Annotated in this window: 15 protein-coding genes; 11 read left to right on the forward strand and 4 right to left on the reverse strand. The window is 45.6% G+C overall.

Features of this window, described 5'->3' with window-relative positions:
- The first annotated feature begins 10 nt into the window (after positions 1–10).
- Both prfB and lysS read left to right on the forward strand, forming a co-directional pair.
- A protein-coding gene (prfB, locus tag BZA03_RS01020; RefSeq protein WP_101563798.1) for a peptide chain release factor 2 occupies positions 11–1109 on the forward strand; the annotation gives its coding sequence in 2 pieces (ribosomal slippage) (positions 11–85 and positions 87–1109; 1098 coding nt in all).
- A 23-nt stretch (positions 1110–1132) separates the two neighbouring features.
- Positions 1133–2701 (forward strand): lysine--tRNA ligase, encoded by a 1569-nt coding sequence (gene lysS, locus BZA03_RS01025; protein ID WP_014948748.1) that lies wholly within the window; start codon positions 1133–1135, stop codon positions 2699–2701.
- 40 nt (positions 2702–2741) lie between these two features.
- Here lysS and BZA03_RS01030 read toward each other — a convergent pair whose 3' ends face one another.
- The 3 genes from BZA03_RS01030 to BZA03_RS01040 all read right to left on the reverse strand — a co-directional run bounded on the left by BZA03_RS01030 (position 2742) and on the right by BZA03_RS01040 (position 5094).
- Positions 2742–3683: a ketopantoate reductase family protein gene (locus tag BZA03_RS01030; protein WP_110287737.1), complete on the reverse strand. Its 942-nt coding sequence runs from the start codon at positions 3681–3683 to the stop codon at positions 2742–2744.
- Between the two features lie 92 nt (positions 3684–3775).
- Positions 3776–4528, reverse strand: a complete 753-nt coding sequence (locus BZA03_RS01035; protein WP_110287738.1) for a pseudouridine synthase — start codon at positions 4526–4528, stop codon at positions 3776–3778.
- A complete protein-coding gene (locus BZA03_RS01040; RefSeq protein WP_014948751.1) occupies positions 4528–5094 on the reverse strand; it encodes an Hpt domain-containing protein in 567 nt (188 codons plus the stop codon). Before BZA03_RS01040 ends, BZA03_RS01035 begins: the two co-directional genes overlap by 1 nt.
- 337 nt (positions 5095–5431) lie before the next feature.
- Between BZA03_RS01040 and BZA03_RS01045 the strand changes: the two genes are divergently transcribed.
- From BZA03_RS01045 to BZA03_RS20540, 6 genes are all read left to right on the forward strand, one after another.
- Positions 5432–8317 (forward strand): pitrilysin family protein, encoded by a 2886-nt coding sequence (locus tag BZA03_RS01045; protein ID WP_110287739.1) that lies wholly within the window; start codon positions 5432–5434, stop codon positions 8315–8317.
- 74 nt (positions 8318–8391) lie between these two features.
- Positions 8392–9990 (forward strand): glutamate--cysteine ligase, encoded by a 1599-nt coding sequence (gene gshA, locus BZA03_RS01050; protein ID WP_110287740.1) that lies wholly within the window; start codon positions 8392–8394, stop codon positions 9988–9990.
- 67 nt (positions 9991–10057) lie between these two features.
- Positions 10058–10696 carry a hypothetical protein gene (locus BZA03_RS01055; RefSeq protein WP_110287741.1) on the forward strand — a complete coding sequence of 213 codons (639 nt, stop codon included), beginning with the start codon at positions 10058–10060 and terminating at the stop codon, positions 10694–10696.
- Between the two features lie 293 nt (positions 10697–10989).
- Positions 10990–11448, forward strand: a complete 459-nt coding sequence (locus BZA03_RS01060) for a hypothetical protein (RefSeq protein ID WP_014948755.1) — start codon at positions 10990–10992, stop codon at positions 11446–11448.
- A gap of 98 nt (positions 11449–11546) precedes the next feature.
- A complete protein-coding gene (locus tag BZA03_RS01065; protein WP_014948756.1) occupies positions 11547–11960 on the forward strand; it encodes a hypothetical protein in 414 nt (137 codons plus the stop codon).
- Positions 11961–12138: 178 nt separating this feature from the next.
- Positions 12139–12264, forward strand: coding sequence for a hypothetical protein (locus tag BZA03_RS20540; protein WP_012517787.1), 126 nt, complete (start codon positions 12139–12141; stop codon positions 12262–12264).
- A gap of 29 nt (positions 12265–12293) precedes the next feature.
- Here the strand turns inward: BZA03_RS20540 and smrB are convergent, their stop codons facing one another.
- Positions 12294–12944: an endonuclease SmrB gene (smrB, locus tag BZA03_RS01070; protein ID WP_069943938.1), complete on the reverse strand. Its 651-nt coding sequence runs from the start codon at positions 12942–12944 to the stop codon at positions 12294–12296.
- 152 nt (positions 12945–13096) lie between these two features.
- Between smrB and prmB the strand changes: the two genes are divergently transcribed.
- From prmB to BZA03_RS01085, 3 genes are all read left to right on the forward strand, one after another.
- Complete coding sequence (gene prmB / locus BZA03_RS01075) at positions 13097–14032, forward strand: 50S ribosomal protein L3 N(5)-glutamine methyltransferase (protein ID WP_039226525.1); 936 nt, start codon at positions 13097–13099, stop codon at positions 14030–14032.
- 9 nt (positions 14033–14041) lie between these two features.
- Positions 14042–15139: a chorismate synthase gene (gene aroC / locus BZA03_RS01080; protein ID WP_014948759.1), complete on the forward strand. Its 1098-nt coding sequence runs from the start codon at positions 14042–14044 to the stop codon at positions 15137–15139.
- Positions 15140–15292: 153 nt separating this feature from the next.
- Positions 15293–16510 (forward strand): MFS transporter, encoded by a 1218-nt coding sequence (locus BZA03_RS01085; protein ID WP_039226533.1) that lies wholly within the window; start codon positions 15293–15295, stop codon positions 16508–16510.
- The last annotated feature ends 1 nt before the right edge of the window (position 16511 follow it).

Raw genomic sequence — 16511 nt, forward strand, 5'->3', positions numbered from 1 at the left:
TAAGCGGACTATGTTTGAAATAAACCCCGTTATGAATGCGATAAAAGATATCCGCGAGCGCACTGAAGCGCTTAGGGGGTATCTTTGACTTTGATGCAAAGTCAGAGCGTTTAGAAGAAGTTAGCCGAGAGTTAGAAAGTCCTGACGTTTGGAACGAGCCAGACAGAGCGCAGGCCCTTGGCAAAGAAAAAGTGGCCTTGGAGCAAATCGTAGAGACGATCCACAAGCTCGATCAGGGAACTGAAGACGTTGAAGGTCTCGTTGAATTGGCCGTTGAAGCCGAAGATGAAGATACCTTCGTTGAGGCCCAAAGTGAGCTTGAAGGCTTAATTGAGCAGCTAGAAGTGCTTGAGTTTCGCCGCATGTTTTCTGGCCCTAACGACGAAAACGACTGCTATATTGATATTCAGTCGGGCTCTGGTGGTACAGAAGCACAAGATTGGGCCAATATGCTGCTGCGCATGTATTTGCGTTGGGGCGAAGCGCACGGTTTCAAAACGGAACTTATTGAAGTGTCGGAAGGTGAAGTCGCGGGCATTAAAAGTGCTACGCTGCGCGTTCAGGGCGAATATGCGTTTGGCTGGCTACGCACAGAAACAGGCGTACACCGCTTAGTACGTAAATCGCCGTTTGACTCGGGCAACCGCCGTCATACGTCGTTTTCATCTGCGTTTGTATATCCTGAAATTGATGACGACATCGATATTGAAATCAACCCGTCTGATTTACGTATAGACACCTATCGCGCATCGGGCGCGGGTGGCCAGCACGTAAACAGAACAGATTCAGCGGTACGTATTACCCATGAACCTACGGGCATTGTGGTGCAGTGTCAGAACGACCGCTCGCAGCACAAAAACAAAGATCAGGCGATGAAGCAGTTAAAAGCCAAACTTTATGAGTTTGAACTGCAAAAACAAAACGCCGAAAAACAAGCGATGGAAGACAGCAAGTCTGATATCGGCTGGGGAAGCCAAATACGCTCTTACGTTTTGGACGACTCTCGCATTAAAGATTTGCGCACTGGCGTGGAAACACGTAACACTCAAGCCGTGCTGGATGGCGACTTGGACAAATTTATTGAAGCCAGCCTGAAATCTGGGCTGTAAACCGAACAACGAAGTGAAAGGTTATGACTGACCAACAAACAGACGATAACAAATTGATTGCAGAGCGCCGTGCTAAGCTAAGCGCTATTCGCGAGCAGTGCCGTGCAAACGGTTTCCCAAACAGCTTCCGTCGCGAAAACTATGCGGATGAGCTTCAAGCTAAGTTCGGTGAATTCGACAAAGAAACGCTACAAGAGCAGGGTAACAAAGTAAGCATCGCTGGCCGTATTATGGCAAAGCGTGGCCCTTTCATGCTGCTTCAAGATATGACTGGCCGTATTCAGGCATATGCAGATAAAGACACGCAAAAAGCCCTTAAAGCAAAATATGGTGCACTGGATATTGGTGACATTATTGGCGTGGCGGGTGACCTGCATAAGTCAGGTAAAGGCGATCTTTACGTGAACATGGAGCAATACGAGTTGCTAACCAAAGCACTTCGTCCATTGCCAGAAAAATTCCACGGTTTGAGTGACCAAGAAACGAAATATCGCCAGCGCTACGTTGATTTGATCACAAGTGAACAAACGCGCAAAACGTTCATGATCCGTAGCAAGATCGTAAACGGTATTCGCAATTATCTTACCGAACGTGACTACCTTGAAGTAGAAACGCCAATGCTACAGGTTATTCCTGGTGGCGCGACGGCGAAGCCGTTTGTGACTCACCACAATGCGTTAGATATCGATATGTACCTGCGTATTGCACCAGAGCTTTACCTTAAGCGCCTAGTGGTTGGTGGTTTTGAGCGTGTATTCGAAATTAACCGTAACTTCCGTAACGAAGGCTTATCAACCCGTCACAACCCAGAGTTTACTATGCTTGAATTCTACCAAGCGTATGCTGACTACAATGACCTGATGAACCTGACAGAAGATATGCTGCGCACGCTGGCAGAAGATATTCTTGGTACAAGCATTATCAAAAACACAACTAAAGACGCTGAAGGCAACGTAACGTCTGAAGTTGAATACGATTTTGGTAAGCCGTTTGACCGCTTAAGCATGGGCGAAGCTATTCTTAAGTACTGGCCAGAAGCTAACGAGGAAGCTATCCGCGACCCAGAGGCGAATCTTGACGCGCTTAAAGCAATGGCGAAACAGCTTCACATTAAAGAGCCTGAAGTTGACGGCATTTGGGGTGCGGGTAAGTACCTTTGCGAAATCTTCGAAGCAACAGCAGAAGAGAAGCTTATTCAACCTACGTTCATTACAGAATATCCGTGGGAAGTATCGCCGCTTGCGCGCCGTAACGACAACAACCCATTCATTACCGACCGCTTCGAGTTCTTTGTAGGTGGACGTGAATTAGCGAATGGCTTTAGCGAGCTTAACGACCCGGAAGATCAGGCGGAACGTTTTGCGAAGCAAGTTGAAGAAAAAGATGCAGGCGATGATGAAGCCATGCACTTTGACGACGATTACATTCGCGCGCTTGAATATGGTTTGCCGCCAACGGCGGGTGAAGGTATCGGGATTGACCGTCTAGCTATGCTATTTACTGATAGCTCAACAATTAAAGATGTTATCTTGTTCCCACACATGAAGCCTCAGGCGCCAAAAGACGCGCAAGAAGCGGGTGAACAAGAATAATCTTAATCCTCAAATAGCGTGATTTAGGTGCTCGGCGCTGTTAAAGCTTCAGCGCCTTAACACGCTCTACTAAAAGGGTATTCTCGGGAACGGGAATACCCTTTTTTGTTGCCATATCTACAATGTAACCGTTGATGGCGTCTATTTCTGTTTGTCTACCGTGGGCCACATCCTGATGCATACTTGAGTAGTTTTCTCCGGTCGCCTTGGCTACAGACAGCACATTTTCATGAACTGACAGTGCATCAAAATCTAGCCCGTAAGCATCCGCTACCTGAGTAAACTCATTGCAAATTGAAATACGGCTTTGTTCAAATTCAGGCTTAGCAATGTGCTTATTTTGGATATTGTGAAGCGCCGTTAGTGGGTTAATCACAGCATTAACGGAAAGCTTCGTCCACAATGCTCTTAGAATATTATTTTGGTATTGCACTGGCGGAAGAGCCTTATCTAACGTCGCAATTGCGCTGGCTAGCTGTGGCGCTATTTGTGAGAGGGCGGCCATTGTTTGAGGTGATGGCTTATCTACATTAGGCGCGCCAATTTGCGTTGCGCCAACGCCAGTATACTTAACATGAAAATCGCCGCTCGACGCGCTTACTTTTAACGCGCCATGACTGGTTGTAGCAAGAAGCAACGGATAATCGCCGCCTAGTAAATCTCTTGCGATCTCAAGTCCGCCCATACCGTTGTGAAGCAGCACAACGGTAGGTTGTTGTGTGAGATAGGGAAGCCATTGCAATAGGGCTGCTTTAAGTTGATATACTTTTAAGGGGATTATCAGCACATCACTTTTAGGTAACACGATAGGTGAAGGCTTCGCAGGTTTTAGCGCAGTGGTTTGGCCGTTTTGCCATTGTGCGCAAGAGGGCATGGTTTTCATGTCTCTGGGGTAGCAGTCATACGGCACGCCATTTTTCTGGGAGCTTGCAGCAATGAGGCTTCCTATGGCACCGCCGCCAACTATATGTAGTTTACCCATTAGCACCTATTAAACATTCAAAGTAGCTTCTATTTTCTTATGACTATTAGCACCTATTAGGTTAGCACCTATTAGGCCGTTCGCGTTTTCCCCTAGCACGCCGGCAAAAAGCGTGCGGGCAGGGAAGGCCATGGATAAGTCTCAGGCGCATTAAGCCCATTGTACCAAGTCTGCACATCGGCTTCGTTTATGACTTCACCTGTATCGAAAGGTGCAGTAACCGATAATTCACCAGAAGACAAAGGTAGGCGCAAATGCCATGCATGAAGATACAGCCTGTCTGATGTCTCACCCCCATAAAGTGTATCACCCAAAATAGGTGCGCCAATGCTTTTAAGCGCCACACGAATTTGATGGGTTTTCCCCGAGTGAGGCTTAACGATAAACCCTCGGGTACCGGGCTTAGCCGCGCTACTGAAAAACTGAGTGATAGCCGGGTTTTCTGTGGTTTTTAGCAAAATCCGCTGGCCGCCTCGACGATTTTTCATGTCGCCCATTATCGTGCCTTGTTTCTTTTTAGGCTTGTGATCACTTAGCGCCAAGTAGTATTTGCTCACACGTCGTGATGAGAAAAGCTCGCCAATTTCTCCGGCTACAGCTGCATTTTTAGCAAGACACAAGCAGCCCGACGTGCCCGTATCTAAGCGGTGGCATAGATGCAGTTCTGTTACGGCTAACTGCTTTTTTAATCGGGTGACAATGCCGTCTATTTTTTCTGGTTCGCCGTTTTCGGCAATATTTTCTCTAACATCTGCCTCATTAGTGGCATCGTGCATAGCAATGCCAATAGGCTTGTTAACAATAATGAGGTCTGTATTTTCAAAGAGAACGGGGATCGGCTGCACTAGCTATTTTCTAACTCTGAAATGGCTTCTTCATAGTCAAGTTCGTCTACCGCATCGATAATAGCCGAGCGCTTTTCTTGTGGTAGGGCAAGGGCATCTAGCCATTCATCCAGTTTGTCCTGGGCGATAAACTCGCTCGCTTTCAGCGCTGTCATTAACTGTTTTCGCGCTTGCTCAGCTGCTGCTCCATTCGCCGGTGCCGGGGCAGAAGCTGTGACTTCTGGCTCTTTGATCAACGCATCAACCGCAGCAATGGTTTCATCAAGTACTGCGATAAAAGCAGGGTATTGTTCAGCAACGCGTTTGTCGTTTCTAAAGCCGCTTTCTACAGGCTTGCTCGCATTGTGCAAAGCAAAAAGCCCTAGGTTTCCTGTCACGCCTTTTAGTGTGTGAACAAGAGAGTAAGCCTCATTAAAATCACCCTTAGCAACATGCGCCTGCAAGTCAGCATCAAGAGAACGGTATTCGTCCGTAAACTTACCAAGTAGGGTGAACAACAGTTTTTTGTTACCACTTAGCTGTGACATTCCAAAATCAATATCGACTACTGTTGTTGACTGATCCATGCAACTATCCTTTTTATTTCGCAACTTCTATTGGGCTATTTCTATTCCAAATGGAAACCGTTTGTCAGTTCATTCGTACCACTTAGCGAATTCAACTGGCTAAAGCCTATTTTACAAAAGACTATGAAGTGTAAGTGTATTTCAGAAATACACAAATTAATACAATCATAGCAAAGTCGAAGCAAGTAAAGCGCTAAAAAGTCTGGTAGTCTTCGAAAATTCGCTTGCGCTATAGAGATAGCAACCTCTGTTTTCACCCAATAAGCCAAGTACCACTCAGTGAATACAGAGTGAAAAGGCAGAGTAAAGAATGTGTAGTAATTTAAAAGGAATCATCATGTCAGGAAAACTGACCCTACGTACCTTCGTTATGACCATAGGCGTCATTGCAGTAACAGCGTGTCAGCACGTACAGGAAGAGAAGACGAATAACCAACTAAGCACAGTAGCTGATTCGTCGAACACCGTGTCTATTCCTTACGAAAAGTACACATTAGAAAACGGACTTACCGTCATTCTCCACGAAGACCATTCTGATCCACTGGTTCATGTTGACGTTACCTATCACGTTGGCTCTGCGCGAGAAGAGGTAGGTAAATCGGGTTTTGCTCACTTTTTTGAGCACATGATGTTTCAAGGCTCAAAACACGTTGCCGATGAGCAGCATTTTAAGGTTATTACAGAATCGGGCGGTAACTTAAACGGCACAACCAATACCGATCGCACTAACTATTTTGAAACCGTACCGGCTAACCAATTGGAGAAAGTCCTTTGGCTAGAATCTGACAGAATGGGCTATCTTTTAGAGGCCGTAGATCAAACTAAGTTTGAAAACCAAAGAGAAACGGTTAAAAACGAGCGTGCGCAACGAGTGGACAATCAGCCCTATGGATTGCGTTTCGAGCTTAATGGTGAAGCACTATATCCTGAAGGGCATCCATACTCGTGGATGACTATCGGCTATGTAGAAGATTTAGACCGCGTTGACGTCAATGACCTAAAAGCCTTTTTTAAGCGCTGGTATGGCCCGAACAATGCGGTCCTAACTATTGGTGGCGATATCGACGTAGCCAAAACCAAAGCGTGGGTGAACAAGTACTTTGGGGAAATCCCAACAGGACCGAAAGTAGAAGAGCCTGAGCCTCAGCCAGTAACGCTAGACGAAACCCGTTATGTAACGTTAGAAGATAAAGTTCATCTTCCGCTTCTGCAAATAACTTACCCTACAGTGTATGGTCGCCATGAAGACGAAGCGCCACTGGACGTGTTGGCCGATATTTTAGGCGGTGGAAAAACCTCACTGTTTTACAAAAACCTAGTCAAAGAAGGCATGGCGGTGCAAGCCGTGGTGTCTCACCCTTGCCGCGAACTTGCCTGTGAATTTCAGCTACTCGCTTTGGCTAACCCTGCAAAAATTACCTCACTTTCTACTCTTCAGAACGTACTGAATGAAACCCTAAAAGAGTTTGAGACACGTGGTGTCACGGCAGATGATTTGGCGCGTACAAAAGGACAAATTGAAGCGCGTACGGTATTTGGCTTACAAAGTGTGTCTGGCAAAGTGTCAGCCCTCGCCGCTAACGAAACCTTTTACCAAACGCCAGATTTGATTGCCGAAGATATTGCGCGCTACAACGCCGTAACTGCTGAAGACGTTATGCGTGTTTACAATAAATACATTAAAGACGCCAACAGCGTTGTGTTAAGCGTGGTGCCAAAAGGGAAGGTTCAGCTCGCTGCGGCTAAGCAGACCTTTGAACGTCCGGTGAGAAATATTGAAATCGATACGGTAGATGTGTCTGATGACGAAGCCTTTTCCAGTGCCCTATCTACCAATACCGCCCCTAGCTTTGATAGAAGCGTAATGCCGAAAGCCGGTGAGGCACCGGTTGTGGAAGTTCCTGATTATTGGGAATCTGAACTTGCTAACGGCATTGAAATACTTGGTGTAACCAGCACCGAAACGCCAACGGTAACGCTTACATTAGGTATGGATGGCGGCATGTTGCTAGACCCTGAAGGTAAAGCGGGTACGGCCTACTTAACCGCGTTACTTATGAATGAAACTACAAAGCATTACAGCAATGAAGAATTAGCTAGCGAACTTGCAAAACTGGGTAGCGCTATCCGATTTAGTACTGCAGGTAGATACTCACAAGTTTACGTCTCTACCTTAACCAAGCATTTAGATGAAACCCTAGCGCTATTAAAAGAAAAGCTGTTCAACCCTGCGTTCACTCAAGAAGATTTTGACCGCATGAAAGAGCGTGTTGTACAAGGCTTGCAGCAACAAGCGAAAACGCCGTCTAGCTTAGCCCGCCGCGCGCGTGACCTCGTTTTGTTTGGTGAAGAGAACCGTGTCAGCCTGCCGGATGAAGGCACGCTGCAAACTGTGCAGAATATCACGTTGGAAGATGTTAAAACGTTTTATGCCAATTACTATTCGCCAGATAAAGCGAGTATCGTCGTTGTTGGTAACTTACCGAAAAAAGACATGGTGAATACACTAGACTTTATTGGTCAGTGGAAGGGGAATACCTATGAATTTGCTGATTACAGCGACTTTCCCAAGTACGAAGAAAACCAAATTTTCCTAGTGGATAGCCCAGAAGCGGTTCAGTCGGTAGTATTTATTGTTGATAGAAGTTTACCTTTTGATGCGACAGGCGATCACTTTAAGTCTCGCCTGATGAACTTCCCATTAGGGGGAGCATTTAATAGCCGCATAAATCTGAACCTTCGAGAAGATAAAGGCTACACCTATGGAGCAAATAGTGGTTTCGTTGGTGGCAAAACCCTTGGCTGGTTTGAAGCAAGTACCGATCTCACTGCTGCTAACACAGGTGAAGGTATCGCTGAAATTTTAAAAGAGATTAATCGCTACCGCACTGAAGGTGTAACCGAGGAAGAAATTGCGTTCATGCGCAATGCCTTTACGTTAAGCGACGCACTTGAATTTGAAACACCTACCAGTAAAGCGCGCTTTTTAAGGCAATTGCTTAGCTATGGTCTTGATAAAGGCTATCGTGAAGAGCAGCTTGCTATTATCAACAATATTGATAAGAAAACGATGGATACCTTGGCAAAGCAATATTTGAATCTTGATAAGATGCAAATTATTGTAGTAGGCGATAAAGCTAAAATTTTGCCTCAGTTAAACGCGCTATCGATGCCAATTATCGAGTTATCAGTAGAGAGTAATACCCGAGAAACGTTAAACTGATAGATTGATTTTTGTTGAATTTACATTATTGCCCCCCATAACAGGGGGCTATATTGACATAACGGACCACCATTTTGACTGTAGACTCATCCCGTTTTGAAGCGCGCATTGCTGCGCTTAAGTCACCCGAATTTCTCGCTGCGCTAAAAGATATTAAGCGCGGCGTTGAGCGCGAAGCCCTTCGTATAAACCCGAACGGTACGTTGGCACAAACACCCCATCCTAAACCGCTGGGATCTGCGCTAACCCATGATTCAATCACCACAGACTTTTCTGAATCGTTGCTTGAATTCATTACGCCGCCAGAAAACAGTGCTGCCAAAACGATTTCTCAGTTAAAAGATATCCATAAATTCGTTATTGATAATATTGGTGAAGAGCAAATATGGCCGCTAAGTATGCCATGCTTTATAGATGATGAAGCGCACATTCCCATCGCCTATTTTGGTGAGTCAAATGTGGGCAAGATGAAGCGTGTATATCGCATTGGTCTTAAAAACCGCTACGGCAGTATGATGCAGGCAATTGCCGGCGTGCATTTCAACTTTTCTCTTCCCGAAACGTTTTGGAAGCTATGGGCTGAACTGAACGGAAAAGAACATTCTCAAGAGCAGACTTCAGCCGATTATTTTGGGCTTATCCGCAACTACCGCAGGTTGTGTTGGCTTATTCCTTATTTGTACGGTGCATCCCCTGCATTATGTGGATCGTTTTTAAAAGGAAAGCAGCATGCGTTACCTTTTAAAAAGGTAGGTAAGGGCACGGTATACATGCCATACGCGACATCACTTCGCATGAGTGATTTAGGCTACACAAGTGCAGAGCAATCGTCGCTTAAGATTTGTTACAACAAGCTAGACAACTATGTCACCTTGCTGCGCGATGCGATGAATACGCCGTCATCCCGGTTCAGCCAGTTTGCTGCAGGCGAAGAGAGCAATTATCAACAGTTAAGTCGCAACATCATTCAAATTGAAAATGAACTGTACTCGCCTATACGCCCTAAGCAGCCCACTCAGTCAATGGAAAAGCCAACAGACGCTTTGGTTAGACGCGGTATCAGCTACATTGAAGTGCGCGCTCTAGATGTAAATCCATTTTCGGCAATTGGTATTTCACAGACGCAATTCGATTTCTTAGATGTTTTCTTAGTTGCGTGCTTACTAATGCCAAGTGCAGAACTTGACGAAGCGCAGCTTAAAGAAGCTAAAGAGAATATGAATAAAGTGGTGTTAGAAGGGCGAAACCCTGATTTGCTCCTGCAAAATGGCGGAGAAAATATTTCACTACCTAAATGGTGTGCCTCTCTGTTTAAGTCCTTCGAGCAAGCGGCCGAATTACTCGATTTAGCCAATGATACGTCGCGTTATACACAAGCGGTGAACGTCGAGGCTGAAAAAGTGGCGGATCCGGCGCTAACACCGTCAGGTAAACTACTTGCTACTTTGCTAGAAAGCGACAAAGATAATGGCGTGTTGGGCTTAGAACTGGCACAAGCTTATCAAGCTGAGATGAAGTCTTTTGAATACACGGATACGGATGCTGCTGGTTTTGCTGCCCAAGCTGACGTGTCGTTTGCTGCTCAAAAAGAAATAGAAGCTGCTGATGTTAAAGACTTTGATACATTTATTCGTGATTATTTCGCTGAGGCCCCAGCAAAAAAAAATGCCTGACATAGGTCAGGCATCGAAGGGTTCCAGGGAAACACACATTTTACTAGAACATTAGTTAAGACAAGCTATGAACCAAAAGTTCAAAAAATTGGTTGTTTTTTTATCAACTCTCATCGTTCTTTTTCCGCTGTTTATCGCTGGATGTGCAACTACGCCTCCTAAAGACATCAGTAATTTGTGCGAAATATTCTACGAAAAGGACGATTGGTATGATGCAGCTGCTGATGCCCGCGATAAATGGGGTGTTCCTATACATGTTCCAATGGCCATGATGTATCAAGAAAGTTCCTTCCGCCACGATGCGCTTCCAACGCGTGATTACGTTTTCTTCGGGCTTATTCCTTGGGGGCGTGTTAGTTCGGCTTATGGCTATTCACAAGCGAAAACACCTACCTGGTCTGACTATATGAGAGAAACAGATAACGGTGGTGCAGATCGTGATGATTTCGAGGACGCTATCGACTTTATGGGATGGTTTATTTACAAGTCGCAAAAAGTGAACGGTATTTCTAAATGGGACGCCTACGCGCAATACCTTAACTATCACGAAGGATGGGGCGGGTACAAACGCAGAAGCTATGATAGAAAGCCGTGGCTGAAGAAAGTGGCGTCAAAAGTTAAAGCGCGCTCGCTGCGCTATGCTACGCAACTTAAAACCTGTGAGGAAGATCTCCAAAAAGGTTGGTTTATGAAGCTGTTTAGCTAAATTAAAGAAGCGAGAAAAAGCGACGTGATAGTCGCTTTTTTTATGCGTCTATGAACGTTGATTAAAATAAGTAGAAAAATATATTGAAGAAAAAAATTGAGGGATAGACGGGCGTCTATCCCTCAGCGACGCTAAGCCAAGACCGTTTTTTACCCAACGTCGAACAGGCATTTACAAGATAGTGTAAATGAGAATGATTTGCAATACCTTTTTGTAAATTAATTCTATCCCTCAATATGCAACAAATTTATCTGGCCCTGATCTTGTTCTATACTTTTCAAGTGGAGGAACGTATGGATATAGACAAGTTTAGTGCGCATGGAGAGGTTCACGCTCATTTTCAAGCAGAGCAAAATATTCTACATATAGACTTAGTAGGTCCGTTTAATCTTGAGTTCATGCAAAAGTATGAGCGTGTGGTTGGCGCACAAAGAAAGAATATTGATACACCGTGTTGGGGAAGCTTAGTAAATGTGCATGGTCTGGCACTTGCGCCCATGGAGGCTACTAACGCTGGTCAAGAAATTGTTAGCAAAGCCGTAGCATTGGGGCTAATTGCCACGGCAGTGGTGCTTCATGAACCAGAAGGTGTGGCAATGCAAAAGAAGTTTTGGTCTCGTGTTTATGAATCTTCAACACTAGCATTCGAATACTTTGACGACACTGCTCAGGCAACACTGTGGTTGAGTGAAAAAGTACTTGCTTGTCTGCAGGCCCACAATGTTAATCAGTTCAATAATGCCAGACGATAGCCATAACAGTCCTAACTAGGCGAACTCGCCCTGTCAAAACTGATCTTTGCTCAGTGCTCCACTCTACCAATTGAATGAAGGCATAACAGGAGGTAGCCATGGTAGGTAGTCAGCATCAATACCGTTTTTTCAACGTCAACAATGTTCTATTTGATATACCAAGCAATGTATACGACGATAGCGTTGTCGACGGATGGTTTAGGAATATCGCAAGAGAGGGTCAGAAACTTGATAAGTGGGTAATTCTATCTATTCCCGACAAAAGTTTAACGATTACACATACTGCCGCATCTCAACTTTGCTCACGGCTTCCCTTTCTGAGAACGTATGGATGTTTGGGTTTTCTTTTGCTTGCGAACCATGTAAACGCCAAAATCTTTCAACACAGTCTTCGAGCAACACCCCCCAATTTTGATATACAAGTTAGTGAGTCGATGGAGCAGCTGTGCCGTAATGCGGAGGCGTTGCTTGGTTATGAGGGTAACCTGAACATATTCAATCGTTACAACTAAGTATGGCAAAGCCCCAATTGTGATGGCGCGACAAATATGGGGATTGGTATTAACTGTATGTTGACCTGGATCAAATAATTAGGCCGACAGCTAACGACTAGAAATCAAATTTGATCTGGATCACATCCTCTATCTAACGCCTCTTCTACTATTTACTTAGTTGAAGAGGAGATTACTTATGTTGTGGACTATGATGAAAGACCCCGTAGTATGGGGCTCACTACTCGGTATAGGCATTATTGTAGCGATGATGATGTATTACACTTATTTGTTTATGCACAACAGTGCAGATGAAGACAAATAAGTCACCATGTATGGCTGTCCAGGCGCAAATTAACGCTTGTTGTTTTGAAGCGGTATGTCGATGAGTACCAGTAGTGCTGCTTGTCCACCGTATTCGAGGGGCGCTTGATGAAATGCACGTACGTGTGGGTGCTGAACTAAGTAATGGGGCAGGGCGGCTTTTAGCACGCCCTGACCAAAACCATGCATTACACACACGCAATCTATCAGTTCTTTTCTTGCCGTGTGAATAAGTGCGGCAAGCTCGGCTTTTGCCATCTCTCGGGTAAGGCCATGTAAATCTAAAGTCATTTCTGGCGAGTAGTCGCCACGGCGCAGCTGCTTCAAAATATGCGTAGACTCACCTTCTTGGCAAAAGCGCATGGGCCCTTCTTGCGGCAACGCTGCCTGGTACATATCAGAAAAGTCGAAGCTTGCCGCTAATTGCTTACTGTGTTTTAGATGTTTACCTTTTACCTGCTGCGACTTCTTAAATAACTCAACTTGCTTATCAGGCTCAACTTTATCTTGTGATAAAGGCGTCACTCCCTGCATTGCATCGGCAAATGAAAAGGTCTCTTCCTCGGTATTCGTAGACATATTTCCATTACGGGCGCCTTCCTGTCTCGCCTGACTGTTATGGCGATGAGGTTCAGAAAGTTGCTTCTTTAATGCTTTGAGTTCTTTTTTAAAGGTTTTCATCAACAACAGCTTGGGTAAATACACTCGAGTTTAACGATTCAAAACGCCTAAATTATAACGAATAGAAAGATTCGGTACGTAGTTAATTATGTGAATCGGTATGAAGTTTGGGTATGATACCAGCTTTGAAATTTTTGATGTACCCAAACGCCATGACCGATAAGTTTTACCTTGAAGAAGCCATTGAAGATCTGCATACCCTGTTAGATATGACACGATGGGCAACCAGCCGTTTTAACGATGCGGCTTTGTATTTTGGTCATGGTACTGACAATGCATGGGATGAAGCGACAAGCCTAGTTATGCAAGCCTTACATTTGCCTCATCCTATATTAGAGCAAGTTGGGGACAGCGTAATGACGTCTCGCTTAACGAAAAGCGAGCGAGAGAAGATTGCAGAGCTTGTTTTAAAGCGCGTGCAAACTCGCATGCCATTGCCTTATATCACAAACGAAGCTTGGTTCTGCGGTATGCCGTTCTACGTAGACGAGCGAGTGCTCATTCCTCGGTCTCCATTTGCTGAACTTATTCAAAAAGAGTTTGCGCCATTTGTAGAATCGACGCCTAACAGTATTCTTGATATGTGCACGGGCGGTGCGTGTATTGCTATTGCGCTTGCTCATGCATACCCAGAGGCGCAGGTAGATGCCGTAGATATCAGCACAGATGCATTGGAAGTGGCCGATATTAATATTCAGGAGCATGGTCTTAGTCACCGTGTTTATCCCATTCAGTCTGACCTGTTTTCAAGTTTAGAAGGGCAGAAATACGACCTTATCGTGTCTAATCCGCCTTATGTTGACGCAGAGGACATGGCTGACTTGCCTGAAGAGTATCACCACGAGCCTGAGCTTGCCCTTGCCGCAGGTGAAGACGGTCTGGAACTGGTTGATATCATGCTTAAAGAGGCGCCAACTTACCTTAATGACGGTGGCTGGTTATTCGTTGAAGTTGGAAATAGCGAAGTGCACATGAGCGAAAGGTTCCCCGGGTTAGAAGTGATTTGGCTTGAATTCGATAACGGTGGTTCAGGTATTTTCGCCGTGCGCAAAGACACACTAGTACAGTATTTTAGTAGTAAGGATTAATAGTTAATTATGTCAGGTAACAGCTTCGGAAAACTTTTCACTGTAACCACGTTTGGTGAAAGCCACGGCATTGCAATTGGCGGTGTAGTAGACGGTTGCCCTCCAGGACTTGAGATCACTGAAGAAGATCTTCAGGTTGATTTAGACAGACGTAAGCCCGGCACCTCTCGTTATACTACGGCGCGAAGAGAAGACGATGAAGTACAAATTTTATCTGGCGTATTTGAAGGTAAAACTACTGGCACCAGTATTGGTTTATTAATTAAAAATAAAGATCAGCGAAGCCAAGATTACGGCAATATCAAGGACCGCTTTCGTCCAGGCCACGCTGACTATACCTACGATCAAAAGTACGGAAGCCGTGACTATCGCGGTGGTGGTCGTTCGTCTGCACGTGAAACGGCTATTCGCGTAGCCGCAGGTGGTATTGCGAAGAAGTACCTTAAAGAAGTGCACGGTATTGAGGTATTAGGCTATTTGTCTCAGCTTGGGCCGGTAACAGTAGATAAGGTTGATCACAGCGTAACCAACACTAACCCGTTTTTCTGTCCTGATGAGTCTAAGCTAGACGCGCTGGACGAGTACATGCGAGACCTTAAAAAGTCAGGCGACAGCATTGGCGCGAAAGTATCGGTTGTTGCGAAGAATGTGCCTGTAGGCCTAGGCGAGCCTGTTTTCGATAGGCTAGATGCTGAAATCGCCCACGCCATGATGGGAATTAACGCAGTGAAAGGCGTGGAAATTGGTGATGGTTTTGATGTTATTAATCAAAAAGGCAGTGAACACCGCGATACGCTTACTCCTGAAGGATTCACATCTAATCATGCAGGTGGCGTGCTAGGCGGCATCTCTACCGGTCAGGATATTGAAGTACACATGGCGCTTAAGCCGACCTCAAGTATTTCGGTTCCCGGTAAAACTATCAATAAAGACAATGAGGAAATCGATATCGTCACCAAAGGTCGTCACGACCCGTGTGTGGGTATCCGTGCTGTACCTATTGCCGAAGCCATGCTGGCACTGGTATTGATGGATCATCTGCTGCGCCACCGCGCGCAAAATGCCGGTGTGCAGTCGACCACGAAACCAATTGCGGGTCAGGCATAGCAGTTTTTTAAATCGCAAGACCGCAATGCCAAGACTGCGACGTTAACGCGGATTAAAGATACACGCAGCATGAGCGCATGTTGCGCTAATTAATTTTATCATTCGCCACTGCCGGTTCTGCGCTAGTGGCGTTTTTGCATATGGAGATGTGAATTGTCACCAAATGGCCTAAACGATGCCAACAATACTGCGGCGAGCCCAGCAAGCAGCAAAACCGGCCTCTTTATTCTTGCTATCACCTACTGGCTTTACTTCGGTCAGCTTGGCGTGCTTGTGCCTTATTTAGGTATCTTCCTTGATGGGCGGGGATTTTCCTCTGCCGAAATCGGTGAACTCTTTGCGGTTATAACGCTAGCGCGTATTTTAGGGCCTGGCCTGTGGGCTGGCGTGGCCGATAAAACGGGTAATGCCATTGGCGTAATGCGCTTAGGCTGCTTGCTCACCGTACTGACTTTCAGTTCGGTGTTTTACTTCACCAGTTTTTGGGGGCTTACGCTGGCTTTTGGGTTAATGATGATGTTCTGGACAGCGGTGTTGCCTCAACTTGAAGTTATCACGATGAATACGGTGGCGAAAACCAATGCCACGTATGGGCAGGTAAGGCTATGGGGGAGCGTTGGCTTTATTTGTTTGACGGTAGGTGTGGGTAAAGCCCTAGATATTTTTTCTACCGACACGCCAGTGCACGCCAGTATTGGCGTACTCGCGTTACTGTTCATCAGTACCTTGTTCATACGTGCGCCCAAAGAAGCTGCACCTGAAACGTCTACGGCGGGAAGTATTTGGAAATACGCCAAACAAAAACCTTTCGCCATCTTTATATTCGCTTCAGCGTGCTTGCAAATTAGCTTTGGTGCGTATTACGGATTTTTCGCACTTTACATGCGCGACCTTGATTACAGCGGCCAACAAACTGGCATCTTTATCGCGCTTGGGGTACTCGCCGAGGTGGGGATATTTCTTATTGCCCGCCGTCTGATTAGCCAGTTTGGCGTGTGGAATTTATTGTTTGTGAGCATCGCACTGACAGGGCTTCGCTGGTATGTCATGGCGGCATTCGCTGATACCTTTATGGTGATTGTGTTGAGTCAGCTTATTCATGCGTTAAGCTTTGGTTTAACGCATGCAGTATCGGTGCATTTTATCCACCAGTTCCTGCCGAAGGCGTATCAAAGCCGAGGGCAAGCGGTATACATCAGTATAGCGTTTGGATTAGGTGGCGCATTTGGAAACTACATGGCAGGGCAGCAGTGGCAGCAAGGCACTAACGCCTATGAGACGTTCGTTACCGCAGCCGTTTTTGCAGCAATAGGCGCACTGTCATTGTTACTGTGTTCCAGAAAAGAAATGGAAAGTGCAAAGGCAGCTTAAA

This window comes from Alteromonas sp. I10 (genome assembly GCF_003201515.1).
Taxonomy (GTDB): Bacteria; Pseudomonadota; Gammaproteobacteria; order Enterobacterales; family Alteromonadaceae; genus Alteromonas; species Alteromonas macleodii.

Coding starts and splice junctions, on each gene's coding strand:
- lysS (WP_014948748.1), top strand. CDS start 1,133: ATGACTGACCAACAAACAGACGATAACAAATTGATTGCAGAGCGCCGT.
- BZA03_RS01030 (WP_110287737.1), bottom strand. CDS start 3,683: ATGGGTAAACTACATATAGTTGGCGGCGGTGCCATAGGAAGCCTCATT.
- BZA03_RS01040 (WP_014948751.1), bottom strand. CDS start 5,094: ATGGATCAGTCAACAACAGTAGTCGATATTGATTTTGGAATGTCACAG.
- BZA03_RS01045 (WP_110287739.1), top strand. CDS start 5,432: ATGTCAGGAAAACTGACCCTACGTACCTTCGTTATGACCATAGGCGTC.
- BZA03_RS01055 (WP_110287741.1), top strand. CDS start 10,058: ATGAACCAAAAGTTCAAAAAATTGGTTGTTTTTTTATCAACTCTCATC.
- BZA03_RS01060 (WP_014948755.1), top strand. CDS start 10,990: ATGGATATAGACAAGTTTAGTGCGCATGGAGAGGTTCACGCTCATTTT.
- BZA03_RS01065 (WP_014948756.1), top strand. CDS start 11,547: ATGGTAGGTAGTCAGCATCAATACCGTTTTTTCAACGTCAACAATGTT.
- BZA03_RS20540 (WP_012517787.1), top strand. CDS start 12,139: ATGTTGTGGACTATGATGAAAGACCCCGTAGTATGGGGCTCACTACTC.
- smrB (WP_069943938.1), bottom strand. CDS start 12,944: ATGAAAACCTTTAAAAAAGAACTCAAAGCATTAAAGAAGCAACTTTCT.
- prmB (WP_039226525.1), top strand. CDS start 13,097: ATGACCGATAAGTTTTACCTTGAAGAAGCCATTGAAGATCTGCATACC.
- aroC (WP_014948759.1), top strand. CDS start 14,042: ATGTCAGGTAACAGCTTCGGAAAACTTTTCACTGTAACCACGTTTGGT.